This window comes from Streptococcus sp. SGI.013, assembly GCF_050315295.1.
In the GTDB taxonomy this organism is placed as follows: Bacteria; Bacillota; Bacilli; order Lactobacillales; family Streptococcaceae; genus Streptococcus; species Streptococcus porcorum.
Window position 1 is genome coordinate 12,395 of the sequence record NZ_JBNPOS010000015.1, and the last position, 20,868, is coordinate 33,262.

A 20,868-nucleotide genomic window follows, 5' to 3' on the forward strand; every position below is an offset into this window, starting at 1 on the left:
GTAAATTTATAAGGTTGTCAGACACGCTTATTTGCCTTTCAGAAGCTTTTGTTTTAGGGGGGATATTCTGTTGTATGGAAGTTGTGGGTCGCTGAGATGGTGATAATAACATTGTCAGCACTTATTTCGTCTTTAATTAGCATCGCCAACTTTCCATAAGAGTAGTTTTTATTTAACAAATCTAATATTTTCATACGGTAGAGATGAGGAAACGTGCTATAATGAAATAGTTATATTTTGGAGGTAGACGGCTGTAATGAAAAAAAATTCGATAGATAACCGCATTGACTATTCTTTAATTTTGCCTGTTTTTTTACTGTTAATTATTGGTGTGGTAGCCATTTATGTTTCTGTTCATCATGATTATCCTAATAAGCTTGGGATAGTAATGGCACAGCAGGTTGCTTGGTTGGTGCTAGGTGTGGTAATTAGTTTTGTCGTTATGCTTTTTCCGACAAAATTTTTATGGCGAATAACGCCTATTTTATATTTATTTGGGCTATTTTTAATGGTTCTACCGTTGATTTTTTACAGCCCTTCCTTATATGCTTCAACAGGGGCAAAAAACTGGGTAACAATCAATAATATGACCTTATTTCAACCTTCTGAATTTATGAAATTATCTTATATTTTGATGTTGGCGAGAGCCTTGGTGATTTTTCAACAGAAAAAAGAGGATGAGGGGTTGTCAACAGATTTTCGATTGCTTGGTTTGATGTCTTTGATTACTGCACCTGTCTTGTTCTTATTATTTCTACAAAAAGATCTTGGGACAGCCTTGGTCTTTATGGCTATTTTTGCAGGATTGGTCTTAGTATCAGGTGTATCTTGGAAGATTATTTTATCTGTCCTCGGCTTAGCTGTGACAGCTGTGACAGTCTTCTTGGTTATTTTTTTAATGCCAAATGGTAAAGAATTTCTAAGCGATATCGGTATGGATACTTATCAAATCAATCGTATTTCAGCCTGGTTAAATCCATTTGAATACGCTGATACAGTAACCTTCCAGCAAGCACAGGGCCTGATTGCAATTGGAAGCGGTGGCTTACTAGGTAAAGGATTCAATCAAATTGAATTAGCCATTCCAGTACGAGAAAGTGATATGATTTTTACTGTTATTGCAGAAAATTTTGGTTTTTTGGGAAGCAGCGTAGTTCTAGGTTTGTACTTACTATTGATTTATCGGATGGTGAGAGTGACATTTGAATCCAATAATCGTTTTTACACCTATATATCCACTGGATTTATTATGATGATTTTATTTCATATTTTTGAAAACATTGGTGCTGCCGTTGGGATTCTTCCCTTGACAGGAATTCCCCTTCCTTTTATTTCACAAGGGGGAAGTGCGATGATATCTAATTTGATTGGCGTTGGCTTGGTGTTATCTATGGCCTATCAAAATAATCTAGCTGAAGAAAAGCAGATGCAAAGTCAATTACGTCGAAGTTGGCGTTAATTGAACAGAGAAGAGTGAAACCTAAAAATAATTTATTTCAATGGGTGGTATACTTGAAAACATTGGGACTGAGAAATTAGTTCTGATGTTTTTTATTATTTTTAGAAAAAGGATAGCTAGCTCATTTGCTGGAATTTAGATATTAGTAATGTACCTTTGTCAATGATGTGAGACCTAAAATGTTATTTTGAAGCCATCCATTTGTTAAGCTTTACTAGGAGCTAGCTTCTAGTAAAGCTTTTCTGATATCGATAGGAGATTTCCATCCTAAAGTTTGCATAGGGAGTCGATTAGAACGATAAAGATAGGTTTTCATCTGCTTGATCAGATCGTCATAGGAGTAGAAGGTCAAGTGCTGGTAGAAACGTCGATTGTCATTTCGATGACTGCGTTCAACCTTGCCATTATGTCTGGGTGTTCGAGGACGAATCAGCTTGTGCTCAATGCCCAGTTCCTGACACAGTAAGTCTAGTGGGTGAACTTGTTTGGTCTCTTTGAAATGAGTGAACTCGAAGCCATTATCCGTTTGGATGATTTTTGGTTTGTATCCAAAGTGTTTGATAGCCATTTTGAGAAATTGAACCGTTGAGTAGGACGACTGCTCTTTGAAAGGGAATATAAAGCGTTCTCGACTGGCCTCATCAATGACGGTGTACTGGTAGAACTTGTCAGGTAGTTTTCCTGTGTAGCAGTGAGTCGGGACGTATTTGACATCCATCTGCCACTTGATACCGAGTTTAGTCGGCGTGTCATATGGTTTTGGGACATAAGGTTTTTTCTTTGCTTTAGGGGATTTGAAGAAGTTCAGCTTTCTCAAGATTCGAAAGAGTGAGCAAGGGTGTCTATCATATCCCTTATTCGTTTTGAGCTTATAGAAGATTTCGATGAGGGTTGCCTTTGGATTTCTTTTGATGCAGTTTTTAATCCAGGTCAGCTCTTGCTCGGTATGAGCCTTTGGATGTGGTGTTAGAGGTCGATGGGATCGATTTTTCAATGATTCTTTAGTTCCATCAAATCGCTTATTCCAGCGCATGAGAGAGGCTTTTGAAACTTTGTAACGTCGGCGACAGAGGCACCATTTTGGTAGGTTTTAACAGCGTGATAACGTGTTTCTAAAGTATGTGGTAAATAGCGAAGATTTTGTGATATACTAGTCATGAGAAGATTCCTTTTTTGATGAGTGGTGGTACTCTTATCATATCAGGGAATCTTCTTTTTGACTTCTAGAAGTCTCACATCTATTGTAATGCTACAATTTGCTGGAATTTAGATATTAGTAAATTCTGTAAAAAATAGATGAAATATGATATAATGTCACTTATGGACTATTCTAATGATGAACGTCATTTTAGATAGTCAATCGATGAAATATTGTGCCAGTTAATGATGTATTTAGCGCACTAAAATGCATGATTTTAGCATGAATTAGGATAGGTTAGGGAAATGGTAGAAGATCATAAAAATTTAGAAGATTTAGCAAAAGAATATGATGCTAGTCAAATCCAAGTGTTAGAAGGTTTAGAGGCCGTTCGGATGCGTCCGGGGATGTACATTGGTTCAACCTCGAAAGAAGGTTTACATCACTTAGTTTGGGAAATTGTTGATAACTCTATCGATGAGGCTTTAGCTGGTTTTGCTAGCCAAATCCAAGTGTTTATTGAGTCCGATAATTCTATTACAGTTGTTGATGATGGACGAGGAATTCCAGTTGATATTCAAGAAAAGACTGGACGGCCAGCGGTTGAAACAGTCTTTACCGTCTTGCATGCTGGAGGAAAATTTGGTGGTGGCGGTTATAAGGTATCAGGTGGTCTGCACGGTGTAGGCTCTTCTGTCGTGAATGCTTTATCGACCCAACTTGATGTTCATGTACATAAAAATGGGCAAGTTTACTTTCAAGAATACCAACGTGGTCAAGTGGTTGCTGATTTAGCTGTTATTGGCACAACAGACCGTACAGGAACAACAGTTCACTTCACCCCAGACCCAGAGATTTTCACTGAGACAACTGTATATGATTACGCTAAACTTTCTAAACGTATTCAAGAATTGGCCTTTTTAAATAAGGGGTTGCGCATTTCAATTGAAGATAAACGAGATGGGGAAGAGAAGAAAGATACTTTTTACTATGAAGGTGGAATCATTAGTTATGTTGATTTCCTCAATGAGAAAAAAGACATCATTTTTAACACCCCTATTTATACTGATGGTGAGATGGAAGGGATTGCAGTTGAAGTTGCTATGCAATATACAACTGGCTATCATGAAAATGTCCTAAGTTTTGCCAATAATATCCACACTCATGAGGGAGGAACTCATGAACAAGGTTTCAGAACGGCCTTAACGCGTGTGATCAATGATTATGCTAAGAAAAACAAAATCCTAAAAGAAAACGAGGATAATTTAACAGGAGAAGATGTTCGTGAGGGATTGACGGCCGTTATCTCTGTTAAACACCCAAATCCACAATTTGAAGGACAAACAAAAACAAAACTTGGAAATAGTGAAGTTGTTAAGATCACAAACCGTCTATTTAGTGAAGCATTTTCACGCTTCTTGTTAGAAAATCCTCAAATTGCTAAAAAGATAGTCGAAAAAGGGATATTAGCTTCTAAAGCCCGTATCGCAGCAAAACGCGCTAGAGAAGTGACACGTAAAAAATCAGGGCTAGAGATTTCAAATCTACCAGGTAAATTGGCAGATTGTTCTTCAAATGATCCTACTCAAAATGAATTATTTATTGTCGAAGGAGATTCAGCAGGAGGATCAGCTAAATCGGGTCGTAACAGAGAGTTTCAAGCTATCCTACCGATTCGAGGAAAAATTCTAAACGTGGAAAAAGCGACTATGGATAAAATTCTTGCCAATGAAGAGATTCGTAGCTTGTTTACTGCTATGGGAACTGGTTTTGGGGCAGACTTTGATGTGACTAAGGCACGTTATCAAAAGCTAGTCATTATGACAGATGCAGATGTTGATGGGGCGCATATCAGGACCCTTTTGTTAACCCTTATCTATCGATTTATGAGACCTGTTTTAGAAGCTGGTTATGTCTATATTGCTCAACCACCGATTTACGGTGTCAAAGTTGGAAGTGAAATCAAAGAATACATTCAACCAGGACAAGATCAAGAGGAACGATTAAAAGATGCAATGGAACGATTCAGTACAGGAAGATCACGTCCAACTATTCAACGGTATAAAGGTTTGGGAGAGATGGATGATCATCAATTATGGGAAACAACAATGAACCCAGAGAATCGGTTGATGGCCAGAGTAACGGTTGATGATGCTGCAGAGGCAGATAAAATTTTTGATATGCTGATGGGGGATAAAGTTGAACCTCGTCGAGAGTTTATCGAAGAAAATGCTGTTTATAGTACATTAGACATCTAATACTATATTTAGAAAATCTGTACACATTGAGAGTAAGTATGTTATAATCAAAGGAAACACAGATTTTATTTAAACCAAGGAGATAAACATGCCAAGCGGAATCGTATTGCTGATTGTAGCCATAGTTGTTTTGATTATTTTGGCTTACATTGTCGGTATTATCATAAGAAAACGAAATGATTCTACTATTGAAAAATTAGAAGAACGAAAGAATGAGTTGGTTGCTCTACCAGTGAAAGATGAGATAGATGAAATTGAGTCCCTTCACTTAGTTGGTCAAAGTCAAACTAACTTTCGCGAGTGGAATCAGAAATGGATGGACCTATCTGAAAATACTTTTCCTGATATCGACCATCATATTTTTACAGCTGAAAATTTAAATGATACCTTTAATTTTGTGCGTGCAAGACATGAAATTGCTACTGTGGAGAGTCAACTAAACATCGTAGAAGAAGATATCAAGTCTATTCGCGAAGCACTAGGTGTCTTAAAAGAACAGGAAGAGAAAAATAGTGCACGTGTCAAACATGCCTTAGATCTTTATGAAACCTTACAAAACGGCATTTCTGAAAATGAAGATAATTACGGAACAACTAAGCCTGAGATTGATAAACACTTGAAAAATATCGAAGCTGAGTTCACCCAATTTGTTACCCTAAATACTTCAGGAGATCCCGTTGAAGCAGCTGAGATTTTAGATCGTGCTGAAGAACATACGATTGCTTTAGGGCAAATCACAGAAAAAATTCCTGCAATCGTAACGAAGCTAGAAGATGATTTTCCTGATCAATTAGATGATTTGGAAAGTGGTTATCGCCGTCTGATTGAGGAAAATTATCAATTTTCTGAAGAAAATATTGAAACACGATTCCAAGAAATTAGACAATCTATTCGTGATAATTCTGAAGAGTTAGTGACTCTGGAGTTGGATCGTGCTGCAGAAGAAAACGAACTCATTCAACAAAAAATTGACGCTCTTTATCGCTTGTTTGAAGATGAGATTGCTGCACATCAGAAGGTAGTAAAATCTAGTCGCATTATTCCAGATTATTTGGCGCATACACGAGAAAACAACAAACAGTTGCTTGCTGAGTTAGAACGTCTATCTAAACGTTATATCATCAATGAAAAACAAAGTTCGATAGTTGATGCTTTTGAGGGACAGTTAACAGAGATGGAAGAAACGACCTTGGAACAAATTAACCATCTTCAAGTTCCTGAAAAGCCTTTCTCAGACTTGGAAAAAATATTTGAATCTACGCTTGAGGACTTAAAAACAATTGAGGAAGGGCAGCTGGATGTGGTGTCTGCTCTTAAGGAAATTGAAAAAAATGAAGATCGTTCAAGACAAAAAGTGGATATTTTTGTGAATAAATTACATTCCATCAAGCGTTTTATGGAAAAACGCAACCTACCTGGTATTCCTCAGGATTTCTTGAACCTCTTCTTTAATACTAGTCATCACCTAGAAAATCTGATCGAAGAATTGAATCATACAAGAATCAACATAGATACTGTTGAGCGAATGACAGAGGTTTCTACATCAGCGATTGATAATCTTGAAATGACAACTTACGAGATTATTCAAAATGCGACATTAACAGAGCAATTATTACAATACTCCAACCGCTATCGTAGTTTTGAGCCAAATGTTCAGGCGGCTTTCCTTGAAGCCTTGCAACTTTTTGAAAGAGACTTTGATTACCAAGCTTCATTTGATACGATTTCTCATGCATTAGAAGTAGTTGAGTCGGGAGTAACAGAACGTTTTGTAAAATCTTACGAAAAAACTCGCGAAAATATTCGTTTTTAATCACAATCATCGAACTAAATATTGATTTAGTTCGATTTTTTTATGACTTTTACTTGCAATATTCTGAATATTCTTGTAAAATAGATAAAAACTAAATCGATGAGAGAAAAAGTCTAGAAAAATTGACAGAGAGTGCTGCAAGCTGAGAAAGTACACAAAGTCTAGACGACACATTCTTGAGTGCGGGTGCGAACTAAGACATTACAGTAGTGCTCGACGTTTGGTCCACGTTACGGATAGAGTCAATGACTCTTTGAGAACAGTTCTGGCGACAGACTGTTGAAAAAAGGTGGAACCACGTGTCAACGTCCTTGTGAAAACAAGGGCGTTTTTTGTATCTTGTTAAATTAAAGTCTAATCAGAAAAGGAGAAAGTATGAAAGGATTACGTCAAATTGAACCCTATGTGGCAGGTAGCCAGCCTAAACAACAGCAAATGATAAAACTCAATACGAATGAAAATGCTTATGCTCCCAGCCCTAAAGTCCTAAAAGCTTTATCTACTTTTACTGGGGAAGATCTTCGCCGTTACTCTAGTCTAGATCAAGCTGATTTAAAAGATGCTTTAGCTAGTCAATTAGGTGTTTCTCCTAGACAATTGATTATAGGTAATGGAAGTGATGATATTTTATCCATGGCCTTTCTAAGTTTTTTTAATTCCAATGATCCTGTTCTTTTTCCAGACTTAACTTATGGTTTTTATAAGGTGTGGGCTGATTTATATCAAATTCCTTTTAAAGAAATCCCACTAACAGAAGGTTTTGAAATTGATTCATCCGATTATCGTGGTAGGATAGGTGGGATTATTCTAACCAATCCTAATGCACCAACGGGGATATATAAACCATTGTCTGAAATTGAAAAAATTTTACAAACCAATCCTGATATTGTTGTGATTGTTGATGAAGCTTATATTAATTTTGGTGGCCAATCTGCCATTCCTTTGTTAGAGACTTATTCAAATCTTTTTATTACAAGAACGTTTTCCAAAGATGCGGCTTTAGCAGGACTACGAGTGGGTTATGGAATTGGGAGTCCAGAATTAATTGGGGTAATAGACGCTGTTAGAAATGCTATTAATCCTTATAATGTAGATGCCGTGGCTGAAAAGTTAGCTACTGAAGCTGTCAAGGATTGGTCTTACTATGAGAAGACTATCTCTAAAATTTGTGCAACACGAGATTGGTTTAGTCATGAGTTAATAAATATGGGGTTTGATGTTTTACCGAGTTTAACTAATTTTATCTTAGTAAAACCAAATAAGACATCTGCTGCTGAGCTTTTTTCAATCTTAGAACAAGAAAAAATTTATGTCCGCTATTTTCCAAAAGTAGAGCGTATTAAGGACTATTTGAGGATATCTATTGGTCAAGAAGATGAAATGAAACAAGTTCTATCTGTTATCAAGGAGGCAGAGAAATGAAAAAAAATACTTTACCCTTAGGAATGCATGATAAGCTGTTTAAGCGAGCTAAAGTGATGTATCAAATTGAAAGAAAAATCAGTGATTTATTGATAGAACATAGTTTTTATCGTATTGAAACACCGACTTTAGAGCATTATCAAGTTTTTTCAGATACAGTCACTACCGAACATTACCATCTTTTTGATAGGACAGGAGAACTCTTAGCTTTAAGGCCAGATATCACTAGTCAAATTGGACGTGTCATTGCCTCAACACGTGTTGAAACACCTATTAAGTTTTCTTATTCTGGTAAGGTTTTTAACTACCATGAAGAGATGAGAGGGTTGACTAACGAGCACACACAAGCAGGTGTTGAAATTGTAGGCTATCCTCAGAAACAGGCATTGTTAGAAGCTATTCGTATGGCAAAGTTATCCTTAGAAGCTAGTAATGTTCTTGCTTATCAATTTGAATTTTCGCATGCTAGTATTTTACAGACCATTTTTGATGGCTTACAGCTGACTGAATCAGAGTTACAAACACTCAAGGAGAGTATTAAAGAGAAAAATATAACCAAACTCAATATGTTTACTCAAACCCACCCTAGTCAGTTTGATGCACTCTTAAAAGAATTACCTTATCTTTTTGGCAGTAGTCAGACTGTTTTAGCCCGTGCTAAAAGCCTTACTCAAAATCAACAGATTTTAGATGCCTTGGATGAAATCGAAACCTACTTAGAGAGTCTTGGTCAAGATTTGGTTTCTCCTTCTCTTGATTTAGCTCAAATCCCTAATATGCCTTATTATACAGGATTGATGTTTAAGGTATTTGGTGAAAAGGTTCCCGATCATTTTGTGTCAGGTGGAGTTTACGATAAATTGTTTGAGCGTTTTGGAGCGACAGAACTGACAGCGGTAGGTTGGGCAATTGATATTGATTCTGTCTATCAAGCCATTAAGGACCAAATTGTATTTGAGAAGGGAGATCTATGACAAAACCTATTACGATTGCTCTTACCAAGGGGCGAATTGAAAAAGATACGGTTAAACTTTTTGAAAAAGCAGGATTTGACATGAGTTTTATGTCGAATAAGGGACGAAATTTAATGTTTGAAAGTCCTGATCGCTCTTTTAGATTTTTATTGGTTAAAGCACCTGATGTGACAACTTATGTTCGTCACGGTGTCGCTGACATTGGTGTTGTTGGTAAGGATGTTTTGATTGAACACCCCACAGGTTATCTTGAGATGTTAGACCTTAATTTTGGCTTGTGTAAATTTTCAGTGGCATCCATTCCAAGCTATAATCCTAATGACCATAAGCGAAAACGCATTGCAACCAAATACCCTACGGTGGCACGACAGCATTTTAATCAAAAAGGGGAGGATGTTGAGATCATCTCTATTCAGGGATCTGTCGAGATTACGCCAGTTTTAGGATTGGCAGATGCCATTGTTGATATTGTTGAAACAGGTAATACTTTAGTGGCCAATGGTTTAGAGGTTTTTGAGGATATTTGTCGTATTTCAACTCGTATGATTGTGAATAAAGCAGCGCTAAAAAATAATCCAGCCATTATTTCTTTTATTCAAAAAATCGAAACGATTGTAGGAAATCAAGAGGAGGACTTCAAATGAAGCGATTAGAGGGGTCTGTTGAAGAAATTTCAAAACAGTTATATCAAGAACAATTAGTTTTAAGTCAGCAAAATGCTAACGTTGAAGAGGCAGTATTGACGATTTTAGAAGAGGTTAAAAATCGTGGAGATCAAGCCCTGTTTGACTTTTCTAAGCAATTTGATCAACTTGTTCCAAAAGAATTAGAAGTCTCTGAACAATTAATTGAACAAGCGTTTTTAGAGATAGCACCAGAAGTGTTGGAGGCTTTAAAAAATGCTAAGGCTAATATCGAAAGTTACCACAAGCAGCAATTAGAAACAGGTTTTGAAGATTCTCCTAGTCAGGGAGTGATTCGAGGGCAGTTGATTCGTCCTATCCAACGTGTTGGTGTCTATGTGCCAGGCGGGACAGCTGCTTATCCTTCATCTGTTTTGATGAATGTTATCCCAGCTAAAATTGCAGGCGTCAAGGAAATCATTATGATAACTCCACCGCAGGAGAAGTTTGTGCCAGCTATCTTAGTCGCTGCAAGACTTGCTGGAGTTGATAAAATTTATCAGGTTGGAGGAGCCCAAGGGATTGCAGCCTTAGCTTATGGTACCGAAACGATTCCAAAAGTAGATAAGATTACAGGTCCTGGAAATATTTATGTTGCAACAGCTAAAAAACGGGTTTATGGTCTTGTTGGGATTGATATGATTGCAGGTCCTTCTGAAATTGGAGTCATTGCAGATGACTCAGCTAATCCTGTTTACGTCGCTGCTGACTTACTCTCTCAAGCAGAGCATGATGTTTTAGCACGCGCGATTTTAGTGACCAATTCAGAACGATTAGCTCAGGAAGTGGAACTAGAGTTAGAAAAGCAACTTCAAACCTTACCAAGAGAAGCCATTGCACGTCCTTCTATTGAGAACAATGGACGTTTAATTGTAACAGAGAATCGACAAGATATGTTTGAATTAATGAATCAGATTGCACCAGAGCATTTAGAGATTGCTATGGATGACGCCTACGACTATCTTGATCAAATTGAAAATGCAGGCTCTATCTTTTTAGGGCACTTTACAAGTGAACCGATTGGCGATTACTACGCTGGAGCTAACCATGTCTTGCCAACAACAGCAACAGCAAGATTCTCGTCAGCTCTTGGTGTTCACGATTTTGTGAAACGGATTCAATACACACAATACAGTCAAGAAGCTGTATTGAAAGCAGAAAACGATATTACAAGACTAGCTTATGCAGAAGGGTTGCAAGCTCATGCTAGAGCTATTGAGGTGAGAAATGACAAAAATTAAGGGACTACTACTGATGGATGTAGATTCAACACTCATCAAAGAGGAAGTGATTGATTTATTAGGTGAAGAAGTAGGCTTAGGCGAAAAAATAGCTGATATCACTGAACGTGCTATGAAAGGAGAGTTAGATTTTAAAACTGCTCTTTATGAACGTGTGGCACTTTTAAAGGGGTTGCCTGATTCTATTTTTGAGAAAGTTTTGACCCGTATTCACTTTAACCAAGGAGCGAAAGAACTTGTTGAAGAACTTCATCAAAGAGGCTATAAAGTAGGTGTCGTATCAGGTGGATTTCATGAAACAGTTGACAGATTGGCTGAGCAGTTAGGTCTTGATTATGTTAAGGCGAATCGTCTAGAGGTTAAAGATGGTTATCTAACTGGTTGTACACTAGGTGAAATTGTAACTAAGGAGGTCAAAAAAGATAGTTTGATCAATTGGGCCAAGGAAAATCATTTAGATTTATCAGATACTATCGCAATGGGAGATGGAGCCAATGACCTTCCTATGATTCATCAAGCTGGTATTGGGATAGCTTTTTGTGCCAAAGAGATTGTGCGAAAAGAAGCTCCCTATCATATTAATGAACCAGATCTTTATCAAGTGATCAAGATTTTAGATGAGGTAAAAAATGAGACAAGCAACAATTGAACGAAATACTTTTGAAACAAAAATTAAATTAAGTCTGAACTTAGATGTCCAAGAGCCTGTTGATATTCAAACAGGTGTAGGATTTTTTGACCATATGTTGACCCTTTTTGCTCGCCATAGTCGAATTTCTCTGATTGTTAAGGCAGACGGGGACTTGTGGGTGGATAGCCATCATACTGTGGAAGATGTTGGAATTGTTTTGGGTCAAGCGCTCAGAGAAGCACTTGGTGATAAAGCAGGTATCAATCGTTATGGAACAGCCTTTGTTCCAATGGATGAAACACTCGGTATGGCTAGTCTAGATTTATCAGGTCGCTCTTATCTCGTATTTGATGCAGATTTTGCTAATCCTAAACTTGGTGAGTTTGACACGGAATTGGTAGAAGAATTTTTCCAAGCTTTAGCCTTTAATGTTCAAATGAACCTTCATCTTAAAATTTTACATGGCAAAAATAGTCATCATAAGGCAGAGAGTTTATTTAAAGCAACAGGACGCGCCTTGCGTGAAGCAGTGACAATAAATCCAGATATTAAAGGCGTCAACTCAACCAAAGGGATGTTATAACATATAAAGGAGCAGACGATGATTATTGTGATTGATTATGATGCTGGCAATACAGCAAATGTTCTGCGTGCCTTGAAAAATCTTGGAGCTAAGGCTGAGCTGTCTAGTGATAAGGATAAAATCGCATCAGCGTCAGGCTTGATTCTACCAGGAGTAGGGGCTTTTCCGACAGCTATGGCAGAATTGGAAAAAAGAGGCCTTGTTTCTGTTATTAAAGAAGCTGTTGCACAAGGAAAGCCACTTTTGGGGATTTGTCTAGGGATGCAATTGTTACTAGATGAGGGATTGGAACATGGCGAAACTAAAGGTTTTGGTTTTATTCCAGGTGTTTGTCGTCCGATGAAGGCAACAACAAATTACCCCATTCCGCATATGGGGTGGAATGACCTTAGAATACGAAAAGACACACCTCTAACTAAGGGAGTAGAGGGGCAAGCGGTTTATTTTGTTCATTCCTATTATACAGATACGCCAAAAGATTATTGTGATGTCGTGGCAGAATATAGTTTTCCTGTACCAGCTATGATTCATAAGGATAAAGTCTTTGGGGTCCAATTTCATCCAGAAAAATCAGGTCAAATAGGTTTGGATATGATGAAACGATTTGTGGATTTATGCCAATCAGATACAGAGAATAAATGAAGAGGCCGTTAGAGGCTAGTGAGGTGAATAAATGCAGATTTTACCAGCAATTGATATTCGTGATGGACGCGCAGTTCGTTTATTTAAGGGAGATTTTCAGAAAGAGACAGTGGTGAATCCAGATGTTTTAGAGCAAGCTAAGATTTTTTCTGAGGCAGGCATTAACTTTATTCATGTGGTTGATTTAGATGGGGCACTGGATGGGCTTGCAACAAATCGTAATCTGATTGCCAGCATTAAAGAAAAAACTGGTCTTGGGATTGAAGTTGGTGGAGGAATTCGTAGCTTGGAACAGATTGCAGATTACCTTTCTGTTGGGATTGACCGTGTGATTATTGGTTCTATGGCGGTGAAAGATCCAGACTTTGTGACGGCTGCTCTCAAGGAGTTCGGTCCAGATAAAATTGTTGTTGGGATTGATGCTAAATCTGGTATGGTAGCGACAGAAGGTTGGCTAGAAACTTCAGATGTTGATTATCTTAGTCTGGCTAAAGCCATGGAAGAAAAAGGTGTGGCATTAATTGTCTATACAGATGTGGATCGAGACGGCACGCTTTTAGGTCCCAACTTTGAACATTATGAAAAGTTGGTTTCTACCTTAACAAAAACTCAAGTGATTGCTTCTGGTGGGATTCATGCTATTAGTGATTTAGAGAGATTAGAGACTATTGGTGTTTTAGGCACCATTGTTGGAAAGGCCTATTATAATGGCAATATCAATTTGTCAGAGTTAAAAGATTTTGGAGGGTAGCCTATGCTGAAGAAACGCATTATCCCATGTTTAGATGTTAAAGATGGTCGCGTGGTTAAGGGGGTTAATTTTGTCAATTTAACAGATGTGGGGGACCCTGTCGATGCAGCTAAAGCTTATTATGAGGCAGGATGTGATGAGCTAGTTTTTCTTGACATTACCGCCACACATGAGAATCGTGAGACAACAGTTGATATGGTGAAGCGCGTGGCAGACCAAGTTTTTATTCCTTTCACAGTAGGCGGAGGTATTCGCTCAGTAGAGGATATGAATAAAATGTTAAAAGCAGGCGCCGATAAGGTAGCCATCAATTCTTCTGCAGTGGCTAATCCTAATTTAATCAAAGCGTGCTCTGAAAAATTTGGCAATCAGTGTGTCGTAGTGGCTATTGATGCGAGAAAAGAAGAAGACGGCAGTTGGCATGTTTATGTGGCAGGTGGTAGAAAAGATACAGGACTTGATTTAATTAGCTGGGCTAAAACAGTTGTGAATCTAGGAGCAGGAGAGATTTTATTGACCAGTATGGATCGAGATGGTACAAAGGCTGGTTTTGATCTTGAGATGTTAAATGCCGTTGCTGAAGTGGTCGATGTTCCCATTATTGCCTCAGGAGGAGCAGGAAATCAAGAGCATATGGTTGAGGTATTTGAAAAAACTTCTGTTACAGGTGCTTTAGCCGCCTCTATCTTTCATTTTGGTGAGGTATCTGTTGCAGAAACCAAGGCTGTTATGCAGAAAAAAGGAATCGAGGTACGTCAATGAGTGTGCAGTTAGATTTTAATAAGCAAGCAGGCTTGGTACCAGTTATTGTAACAGATCATATAACAGGACAAGTTCTGATGTTGGCTTACATGAATGAGGAAAGCTTTGCTTTAACTTTAAAAACTAAGCAAATGCATTATTGGAGTCGAAGCCGACAAGAAATTTGGTATAAAGGGGCAACCAGTGGGCACTATCAATATGTTAAATCAATTAAGACAGATTGTGACCGAGATACCCTTTTGATTGCCGTACAGCAAGAAGGTGCAGCCTGTCATACAGGTGCTTATAGTTGTTTTTTTGAAGAGATTTTATAGGAGTATGTATGTTAGAAAAATTATATCAAGAAGCTCAGCAACGAAAAAAATCCCCTAAAGAAGGCTCTTATACTAATTATTTGTTTGATAAAGGATTAGATAAGATTTTAAAAAAAGTTGGTGAGGAGGCAACAGAGGTTGTTATCGCTAGTAAAAATACAGATAAATTAGAAATCGCCAACGAAACAGCAGATTTGTTGTATCATCTTGCAGTATTATTAGTTGAAACCGAAGTGTCCTTGGAAGAAGTTGAAGCCGTCCTTGTTTCACGTCAAGGTAAGACTTCTAAAACTCAAGATCGTAAAGAAATTACAAATTACTGATGAAACGTTTTGATGACAAAATCTTACAACTCACTGTCGAAAATAGCAAGGTTGTAACAAAAAATATTTTCTAATGAAAAATCTTGTTTCTGACTTGTTATTTTCAAAAAAATCAACTAAACTAGAAGGAGTTAGTTTCAAGGAGTTGTCATGAATCGTTTTTCTCATCTTAAGCTATCGTCTCAAAAGTTGGTTCTAGAAGGACTAGCTTTTCTTATTGTAGGCGTCCTATTAATTCTCTTTCAAGCCCTGACACCCATGTGGTTGGTTCGCTTATTTTTGTTTATTTCTTTTCTTTCAGCTACTTATAACTTATTAAGCCAATTTTGGTCGCGACTTGATAAGATGGAGACACTTTTTTTAGCCTTTACTAAAACAATCTTCACTCTGTTTTTGTTGATTTTAATTTGGAATGGAGGAGTTACTTCACAAAATCTAGCCCTATCTCTAGGAAGTTACGCTAGTTTTGTAGGAGCGACACATCTTGTGCTCTTTTTTAAAGAGATAAGAGAAGGGAGTACTCCTCAAATTCGTTATGCAGTAGATGGTGGTTTATCCTCACTTTTTGCAATTTTGGTCTTTCTTTTTTCAGATAAGCGAGCCTCTATTCAAATATTGATTATTGGACTTTATGCTGTTTTTCTTGGAATTATGAATTTATATGATGGTGTTCACCGTTTGAGCAGTTTACCGAATAGAAAATTTAAGGGACGTTGGCGAGTAGCTCTTCCTTTAGCTTGGTCTATTTATATTCCAGAAAAATTACTGGCTTTAATCAATCTTTTTTTAGTGGGAAAAACAAGCCATATTATGACATCAGAAACGAGTCAGTGGGATAAAGTAGACGTGAGTCTTTATTTCCCAGAGATAAAAAGAACGCTTCTTGGAGGTTTGCCTGTCGTTGATATAGGTTATAAAGGAAAAGTTTATCGTTATGGTGCTTATGATGTGACATCAGAGGAAAGATTCGGTCTTCATGCTGATGGTGTCTTGGCTATTACTGATGAAGAACATTACTTAGAGCAAGAAGCCACAGATAGTGTTGAAGGTGTTTATTACACTATTTTATTACAAGCAGATGAGGTTCGGATTTTAGAAGAGCGTTTAAAGACTTTGACAGAGTGTCTAGAGGTATTTGAGCCGTCGGAGCAGACCCGATTAGAGTCTTGGTTGACCAAAGATCAGCTTGATGTCACTGAGCTTTATAAGTTTAAGGATGGGTCTTTAAAACACTACCATCATTTGAAAACAAGTAGTGTAGCCTTGGTGGATTATTTGCTAGAAAAGGCTATTATTGATCGAGGTTTTGTGAGTCCAGCAGTTTATAAAGAAGCATTAGCTCAAGCAGAACAAATAGAAAAAAGTCGCGTTAAAAAAAGAGAGTTATTTTAAAAGAGATGAAGTCTGGCTATAGCCTGCTTCATCTTTTTTATAAAAAGACATCATAGCATCAAAATAGTATAATAGATTTAGCTTATAAGGAAGGGGGATGGACGATGAAAATTATGATTGTACCAGACTCATTTAAAGAAAGTCTTTCTGCAGAAGAAGTGGCTAAAGCCATAAAATTAGGGTTTGAAAAAGTTTTTCCACAGGCAGAGTATCACTTATTACCGGTGGGTGATGGTGGCGAGGGGACTATTTCTTCTCTTAGTGTAGCTCTTCAGCTAAAACGTTCTCATACTACGGTGACAGGACCTTTTGGCCTATTAAAAGAGGTTTCCTATGTCTATCGGGATAAGACGGCCTTCTTTGAGGTAGCCGATATTACGGGTTTGGCTTTGATTCCTAATGAAAAAAGGGATCCTTTAACCATTACCAATGTAGGAGTGGGAGAGTTAGTGAATGATCTCATTCAAAAAGGATTTAAGGAGATTGTTATTGGTGTAGGTGGAACCTCTACAATTGATGGAGGGATAGGACTGGCACATGGGATGGGCTATCGATTTTATGATCAAAAAGGAGAGTTGTTAGAACCTTTAGGAAAAAATTTAAGTAGAGTTGTTCATTTCGAAAAGACATCTCAATGTCCAGACTTATCTGGGATCAAGATAAAGGTCTTAACGGATGTGTCCAATCCATTAGTAGGACCACGAGGAGCCAGTCAGGTTTTTGGCCCACAAAAGGGCTTACCTACAGAGAAAATAACGGTTGTTGACTCTGCCTTGAAGCAGTTTTATCACTTGATTAATCCTCAAGTTTTTACCTTAAGTGGATCAGGTGCAGGTGGAGGGATGGCAGCAGGTTTAGTGACCTTTCTTCGAGGAGAACTGGTGTCTGGAATAGATGAAGTTTTAAAGCTTCTCGACTACGAACGATTGGTAAGAGGTGCCGATTTAGTTATTGTTGGAGAAGGAAGACTAGATCAGCAGAGTTTGTCTGGGAAAGCACCTATTGGGGTAGCAAGGCAGACTCCTAAATCTATTCCCATCATTGCCATATGTGGTTCGTTATCGGATGATTTACCAGAATTTCCATTTGAGAATATTCGTGCAGCCTTTTCCATTATTTCCAAAATTGATAGCCCGGAACATACTTTTTTAAGTGCTAAAGCGAATCTTGAATATACTGCGCAAAATATAGCACAACTATTAAAAATAGCAGCAAAAAACCCAGCTTTTGAAACTGGGGAAAGAATTTAACGGAATAATTTTTTCCAAAAAGGAATTTTTTCATCATTTGTTTTTATTGGTGATTCAAATAATTCAGGATATCGTTCGTGGATATCCTGTTTTTCGACATTAATCGGATGATCAGAGAAAACGACAATGCCAAAAGGAGTCTGACTTTTAAGCTCTTCCACGATACAGGAAGGAATGCCTAAATTTTTGGACGTCTTCATATAGACAAGTTGTAGGCGATCTGAAAGAGTAGGAGAAATTTTGACTTTTAAGGGTTGGTAGTGATGATTAAGTTCTTCTAGAATTGATGGAAAATGTTGAGTAACCTGTTCATTTCGAGCATCTTCCACCAAAATGGTAAGAGCGACGCGTTCTGCATAGGTCCCTAAATATCTTCTTTGCTCATCAGGATGGAGTCGATGCTCTCCTGTAGATGAATTTAATAAACGATCCTCTAAATTAGACATAAGTCACCTCAGTAAAAAATTGAATACAGTCATTATAGCAGTTTTTGATTTATTGGGCTACTAATGTTATTTTTAAGCTGAACAAATATTAAAAACTCCATAGAAATTTTGAAAAAATGCCACTTTTATTTGATAATCAGTTGAGATTGTGGTATCATAGCAGTGTAAAATATTTAACTCATAAGGAGAGTATTATAATGTCAATTATTACTGATGTTTACGCTCGCGAAGTCCTAGACTCACGCGGTAACCCAACACTTGAAGTAGAAGTTTATACTGAGTCAGGTGCTTTCGGACGTGGTATGGTTCCTTCAGGAGCTTCTACTGGTGAGCACGAAGCAGTTGAACTTCGTGATGGTGACAAGTCTCGTTACCTTGGACTTGGTACTCAAAAAGCTGTTGACAACGTAAACAACGTTATTGCAGAAGCGCTTATCGGTTACGATGTACGCGACCAACAAGCTATCGACCGTGCTATGATCGCTCTTGACGGTACTCCAAACAAAGGTAAACTTGGTGCTAACGCTATTCTTGGTGTGTCTATCGCTGTAGCTCGTGCTGCTGCTGACTACCTTGAAGTACCACTTTACAGCTATCTTGGTGGTTTCAACACTAAAGTTCTTCCAACACCAATGATGAACATCATCAACGGTGGATCACACTCAGATGCTCCAATCGCATTCCAAGAGTTCATGATCATGCCTGTTGGTGCACCTACTTTCAAAGAAGGTCTTCGTTGGGGTGCAGAAGTATTCCATGCTCTTAAGAAAATCCTTAAAGAACGCGGACTTGTTACAGCTGTTGGTGACGAAGGTGGATTCGCTCCTAAATTCGAAGGAACTGAAGATGGTGTAGAAACTATCCTTAAAGCTATCGAAGCTGCTGGTTACGAAGCTGGTGAAAACGGAATCATGATCGGTTTCGACTGTGCATCATCAGAATTCTACGACAAAGAGCGTGGTGTATATGACTACACTAAATTCGAAGGTGAAGGTGCAGCTGTTCGTACTTCAGCAGAACAAATCGACTACCTTGAAGAGTTGGTTAACAAATACCCAATCATCACTATCGAAGACGGTATGGATGAAAACGACTGGGATGGATGGAAAGCACTTACTGAGCGTCTTGGTGGACGTGTTCAATTGGTTGGTGACGACTTCTTCGTTACAAACACTGAATACCTAGCGAAAGGTATCAAAGAAGGTGCAGCTAACTCAATCCTTATCAAAGTTAACCAAATCGGTACTCTTACTGAAACATTTGAAGCAATCGAAATGGCTAAAGAAGCTGGTTACACTGCAGTTGTATCACACCGTTCAGGTGAAACTGAAGATTCAACAATTGCTGACATCGCAGTTGCAACTAACGCTGGTCAAATCAAGACAGGTTCATTGTCACGTACAGACCGTATCGCTAAATACAACCAATTGCTTCGTATCGAAGATCAACTTGGTGAAGTTGCAGAATACAAAGGTATCAAATCATTCTACAACCTTAAAAAATAATCTCTTATTGAGTTAAATGGGCAAAAGCCCAAGGAGAAAAGCACTCTAGGACTATGTTCTAGGTGCTTTTTTATTTTTGATTTCAGCCAGTTTTCCTCGTATAAAATGATTTAAAAATGAAGCGGGATGCTAGAAGGCTTCTGATTTGATCAGTAGTGGTACTTAAAAAGTATATTTTTTCACAAAGTTTTTTTAGGATAAAAGGTTGATTTAAAGTAAAGAAAGCGGTTCAATTATTTGCACTTTGTGAAATTTTACAATATGATAGAGAAGTAAAATGATTTCGGAGGCGAAAAATGAAAACGTTAACAAAAGAAACACATTTAGAGATGTATTTGAAAATGCAACGGATTCGCGAATTCGATATGCGCATCAATAAATTAGTCCGTCGAGGTTTTGTTCAAGGGATGACCCATTTTTCAGTTGGTGAGGAAGCTGCTAACGTAGGAGCTGTTCAACACTTAACTTATGATGACATCTTTTTCTCTAACCACCGTGGACATGGTCAATCTATTGCTCAAGATATGGACTTAAATGCCATGATGGCTGAATTGGCTGGTAAAGTTACAGGTGTGTCTAAAGGACGCGGAGGTTCTATGCACTTGGCAGACTTTAAAAAAGGGAATTATGGAACCAATGGTATTGTTGGTGGGGGCTATGCGATGGCAGTTGGTGCAGCCTTAACTCAACAATATAAAGGAACAAATAATATCGCAGTAGCCTTTTCTGGTGATGGCGCAACTAATGAAGGGTCATTCCATGAGTCTGTTAATATGGCAGCGACTTGGAAATTACCAGTGATCTTTTTCATCATTAATAACGGCTACGGTATTTCGATGGACATCAAAAATGCTACCAACACACCTCACCTTTACACTCGTGCAGAAGCTTATGGCATTCCTGGATTTTATGTTGAGAATGGAAATGATGTATTAGCTGTATATGAAACTATGGAAAAAGCTGTTGAGCATGTTCGTGGTGGTAATGGACCAGCTATTGTTGAAGTGATTTCTTATCGTTGGTTTGGTCATTCAACTGCTGATGCAGGTGTTTACCGTACGAAAGAAGAAGTGGATGAGTGGAAGAAAAAAGACCCACTAATTAAATATCGCAACTACTTGGTTGAAAATGAGATCTCAACTCATGAGGAGCTTGATGCGATTGACGCACAGGTGGTTAAAGAAGTGGATGATGCCTATGAGTTTGCGGTAAACAGTCCAGATCCAGATTTAGCTGTAGCCTATGAAGATATCTGGGTAGATTAAACATCATAAAAAGATA

At 37.9% G+C, this 20,868-nt stretch carries 19 protein-coding genes and 1 pseudogene; 18 read left to right on the forward strand and 2 right to left on the reverse strand.

Features of this window, described 5'->3' with window-relative positions; translation table 11 throughout:
• Positions 1 to 256: 256 nt before the first annotated feature.
• Positions 257 to 1,459: an FtsW/RodA/SpoVE family cell cycle protein gene (locus tag ACQRDX_RS05430; protein WP_427895200.1), complete on the forward strand. Its 1,203-nt coding sequence runs from the start codon at positions 257 to 259 to the stop codon at positions 1,457 to 1,459.
• A gap of 214 nt (positions 1,460 to 1,673) precedes the next feature.
• Here ACQRDX_RS05430 and ACQRDX_RS05435 read toward each other — a convergent pair.
• Positions 1,674 to 2,617: pseudogene (locus ACQRDX_RS05435) on the reverse strand (DDE-type integrase/transposase/recombinase).
• 285 nt (positions 2,618 to 2,902) lie between these two features.
• Between ACQRDX_RS05435 and gyrB the strand changes: the two are divergent.
• From gyrB to ACQRDX_RS05510, 15 genes are all read left to right on the forward strand, one after another.
• Positions 2,903 to 4,855 carry a DNA topoisomerase (ATP-hydrolyzing) subunit B gene (gene gyrB, locus ACQRDX_RS05440; protein WP_427895198.1) on the forward strand — a complete coding sequence of 651 codons (1,953 nt, stop codon included), beginning with the start codon at positions 2,903 to 2,905 and terminating at the stop codon, positions 4,853 to 4,855.
• Positions 4,856 to 4,943: 88 nt separating this feature from the next.
• Positions 4,944 to 6,668, forward strand: a complete 1,725-nt coding sequence (gene ezrA / locus ACQRDX_RS05445) for a septation ring formation regulator EzrA (RefSeq protein ID WP_427895196.1) — start codon at positions 4,944 to 4,946, stop codon at positions 6,666 to 6,668.
• Between the two features lie 375 nt (positions 6,669 to 7,043).
• Complete coding sequence (gene hisC / locus ACQRDX_RS05450) at positions 7,044 to 8,090, forward strand: histidinol-phosphate transaminase (RefSeq protein ID WP_427895194.1); 1,047 nt, start codon at positions 7,044 to 7,046, stop codon at positions 8,088 to 8,090.
• On the forward strand, positions 8,087 to 9,064 hold the full coding sequence (locus ACQRDX_RS05455) for an ATP phosphoribosyltransferase regulatory subunit (protein WP_427895192.1): 978 nt from the start codon (positions 8,087 to 8,089) through the stop codon (positions 9,062 to 9,064). The genes hisC and ACQRDX_RS05455 overlap by 4 nt, the downstream gene beginning before the upstream one ends.
• Positions 9,061 to 9,708 carry an ATP phosphoribosyltransferase gene (gene hisG / locus ACQRDX_RS05460; RefSeq protein ID WP_354369692.1) on the forward strand — a complete coding sequence of 216 codons (648 nt, stop codon included), beginning with the start codon at positions 9,061 to 9,063 and terminating at the stop codon, positions 9,706 to 9,708. Before ACQRDX_RS05455 ends, hisG begins: the two co-directional genes overlap by 4 nt.
• On the forward strand, positions 9,705 to 10,988 hold the full coding sequence (hisD, locus tag ACQRDX_RS05465) for a histidinol dehydrogenase (RefSeq protein ID WP_427895190.1): 1,284 nt from the start codon (positions 9,705 to 9,707) through the stop codon (positions 10,986 to 10,988). Before hisG ends, hisD begins: the two co-directional genes overlap by 4 nt.
• Positions 10,975 to 11,637 carry a phosphoserine phosphatase SerB gene (gene serB / locus ACQRDX_RS05470; protein WP_427895188.1) on the forward strand — a complete coding sequence of 221 codons (663 nt, stop codon included), beginning with the start codon at positions 10,975 to 10,977 and terminating at the stop codon, positions 11,635 to 11,637. Before hisD ends, serB begins: the two co-directional genes overlap by 14 nt.
• On the forward strand, positions 11,618 to 12,202 hold the full coding sequence (hisB, locus tag ACQRDX_RS05475; RefSeq protein ID WP_427895186.1) for an imidazoleglycerol-phosphate dehydratase HisB: 585 nt from the start codon (positions 11,618 to 11,620) through the stop codon (positions 12,200 to 12,202). Before serB ends, hisB begins: the two co-directional genes overlap by 20 nt.
• 18 nt (positions 12,203 to 12,220) lie before the next feature.
• Complete coding sequence (gene hisH, locus ACQRDX_RS05480; RefSeq protein WP_427895184.1) at positions 12,221 to 12,844, forward strand: imidazole glycerol phosphate synthase subunit HisH; 624 nt, start codon at positions 12,221 to 12,223, stop codon at positions 12,842 to 12,844.
• Between the two features lie 31 nt (positions 12,845 to 12,875).
• Entirely contained in the window at positions 12,876 to 13,595 is a 720-nt protein-coding gene (gene hisA, locus ACQRDX_RS05485) for a 1-(5-phosphoribosyl)-5-[(5-phosphoribosylamino)methylideneamino]imidazole-4-carboxamide isomerase (RefSeq protein ID WP_427895182.1), read from the forward strand.
• A 3-nt stretch (positions 13,596 to 13,598) separates the two neighbouring features.
• Positions 13,599 to 14,357 (forward strand): imidazole glycerol phosphate synthase subunit HisF, encoded by a 759-nt coding sequence (gene hisF / locus ACQRDX_RS05490; RefSeq protein WP_427895180.1) that lies wholly within the window; start codon positions 13,599 to 13,601, stop codon positions 14,355 to 14,357.
• Positions 14,354 to 14,671 (forward strand): phosphoribosyl-AMP cyclohydrolase, encoded by a 318-nt coding sequence (hisI, locus tag ACQRDX_RS05495; protein ID WP_427895178.1) that lies wholly within the window; start codon positions 14,354 to 14,356, stop codon positions 14,669 to 14,671. The genes hisF and hisI overlap by 4 nt, the downstream gene beginning before the upstream one ends.
• A gap of 8 nt (positions 14,672 to 14,679) precedes the next feature.
• The gene (gene hisE, locus ACQRDX_RS05500) at positions 14,680 to 14,994 is read left to right on the forward strand and encodes a phosphoribosyl-ATP diphosphatase (protein ID WP_427895176.1); all 315 of its coding nucleotides are present in this window, start codon (positions 14,680 to 14,682) and stop codon (positions 14,992 to 14,994) included.
• Between the two features lie 150 nt (positions 14,995 to 15,144).
• Positions 15,145 to 16,386, forward strand: coding sequence for a hypothetical protein (locus ACQRDX_RS05505; protein ID WP_427895174.1), 1,242 nt, complete (start codon positions 15,145 to 15,147; stop codon positions 16,384 to 16,386).
• 104 nt (positions 16,387 to 16,490) lie between these two features.
• Positions 16,491 to 17,636: a glycerate kinase gene (locus ACQRDX_RS05510; RefSeq protein ID WP_427895172.1), complete on the forward strand. Its 1,146-nt coding sequence runs from the start codon at positions 16,491 to 16,493 to the stop codon at positions 17,634 to 17,636.
• On the opposite strand, the gene ACQRDX_RS05515 is transcribed toward ACQRDX_RS05510, so the two are convergent.
• Positions 17,633 to 18,082, reverse strand: a complete 450-nt coding sequence (locus ACQRDX_RS05515; protein WP_427895170.1) for a DUF1694 domain-containing protein — start codon at positions 18,080 to 18,082, stop codon at positions 17,633 to 17,635. The genes ACQRDX_RS05510 and ACQRDX_RS05515 overlap by 4 nt on opposite strands.
• 197 nt (positions 18,083 to 18,279) lie before the next feature.
• Here ACQRDX_RS05515 and eno point away from each other — a divergent pair, with 197 nt between their 5' ends.
• Both eno and ACQRDX_RS05525 read left to right on the forward strand, forming a co-directional pair.
• Complete coding sequence (gene eno / locus ACQRDX_RS05520; RefSeq protein ID WP_354369680.1) at positions 18,280 to 19,587, forward strand: surface-displayed alpha-enolase; 1,308 nt, start codon at positions 18,280 to 18,282, stop codon at positions 19,585 to 19,587.
• 296 nt (positions 19,588 to 19,883) lie between these two features.
• The gene (locus tag ACQRDX_RS05525; RefSeq protein ID WP_427895167.1) at positions 19,884 to 20,852 is read left to right on the forward strand and encodes a thiamine pyrophosphate-dependent dehydrogenase E1 component subunit alpha; all 969 of its coding nucleotides are present in this window, start codon (positions 19,884 to 19,886) and stop codon (positions 20,850 to 20,852) included.
• Positions 20,853 to 20,868: the final 16 nt, after the last annotated feature.

Excerpts from the sequence above, each read along its gene's own strand:
- gyrB (WP_427895198.1), top strand. The coding sequence starts at position 2,903 with ATGGTAGAAGATCATAAAAATTTAGAAGATTTAGCAAAAGAATATGAT.
- hisC (WP_427895194.1), top strand. The coding sequence starts at position 7,044 with ATGAAAGGATTACGTCAAATTGAACCCTATGTGGCAGGTAGCCAGCCT.
- hisD (WP_427895190.1), top strand. The coding sequence starts at position 9,705 with ATGAAGCGATTAGAGGGGTCTGTTGAAGAAATTTCAAAACAGTTATAT.
- hisH (WP_427895184.1), top strand. The coding sequence starts at position 12,221 with ATGATTATTGTGATTGATTATGATGCTGGCAATACAGCAAATGTTCTG.
- ACQRDX_RS05505 (WP_427895174.1), top strand. The coding sequence starts at position 15,145 with ATGAATCGTTTTTCTCATCTTAAGCTATCGTCTCAAAAGTTGGTTCTA.
- ACQRDX_RS05430 (WP_427895200.1), top strand. The coding sequence starts at position 257 with ATGAAAAAAAATTCGATAGATAACCGCATTGACTATTCTTTAATTTTG.
- ACQRDX_RS05510 (WP_427895172.1), top strand. The coding sequence starts at position 16,491 with ATGAAAATTATGATTGTACCAGACTCATTTAAAGAAAGTCTTTCTGCA.
- hisB (WP_427895186.1), top strand. The coding sequence starts at position 11,618 with ATGAGACAAGCAACAATTGAACGAAATACTTTTGAAACAAAAATTAAA.
- ACQRDX_RS05515 (WP_427895170.1), bottom strand. The coding sequence starts at position 18,082 with ATGTCTAATTTAGAGGATCGTTTATTAAATTCATCTACAGGAGAGCAT.
- eno (WP_354369680.1), top strand. The coding sequence starts at position 18,280 with ATGTCAATTATTACTGATGTTTACGCTCGCGAAGTCCTAGACTCACGC.
- hisA (WP_427895182.1), top strand. The coding sequence starts at position 12,876 with ATGCAGATTTTACCAGCAATTGATATTCGTGATGGACGCGCAGTTCGT.
- ACQRDX_RS05525 (WP_427895167.1), top strand. The coding sequence starts at position 19,884 with ATGAAAACGTTAACAAAAGAAACACATTTAGAGATGTATTTGAAAATG.
- hisE (WP_427895176.1), top strand. The coding sequence starts at position 14,680 with ATGTTAGAAAAATTATATCAAGAAGCTCAGCAACGAAAAAAATCCCCT.
- ACQRDX_RS05455 (WP_427895192.1), top strand. The coding sequence starts at position 8,087 with ATGAAAAAAAATACTTTACCCTTAGGAATGCATGATAAGCTGTTTAAG.
- ezrA (WP_427895196.1), top strand. The coding sequence starts at position 4,944 with ATGCCAAGCGGAATCGTATTGCTGATTGTAGCCATAGTTGTTTTGATT.
- hisF (WP_427895180.1), top strand. The coding sequence starts at position 13,599 with ATGCTGAAGAAACGCATTATCCCATGTTTAGATGTTAAAGATGGTCGC.
- serB (WP_427895188.1), top strand. The coding sequence starts at position 10,975 with ATGACAAAAATTAAGGGACTACTACTGATGGATGTAGATTCAACACTC.
- hisG (WP_354369692.1), top strand. The coding sequence starts at position 9,061 with ATGACAAAACCTATTACGATTGCTCTTACCAAGGGGCGAATTGAAAAA.
- hisI (WP_427895178.1), top strand. The coding sequence starts at position 14,354 with ATGAGTGTGCAGTTAGATTTTAATAAGCAAGCAGGCTTGGTACCAGTT.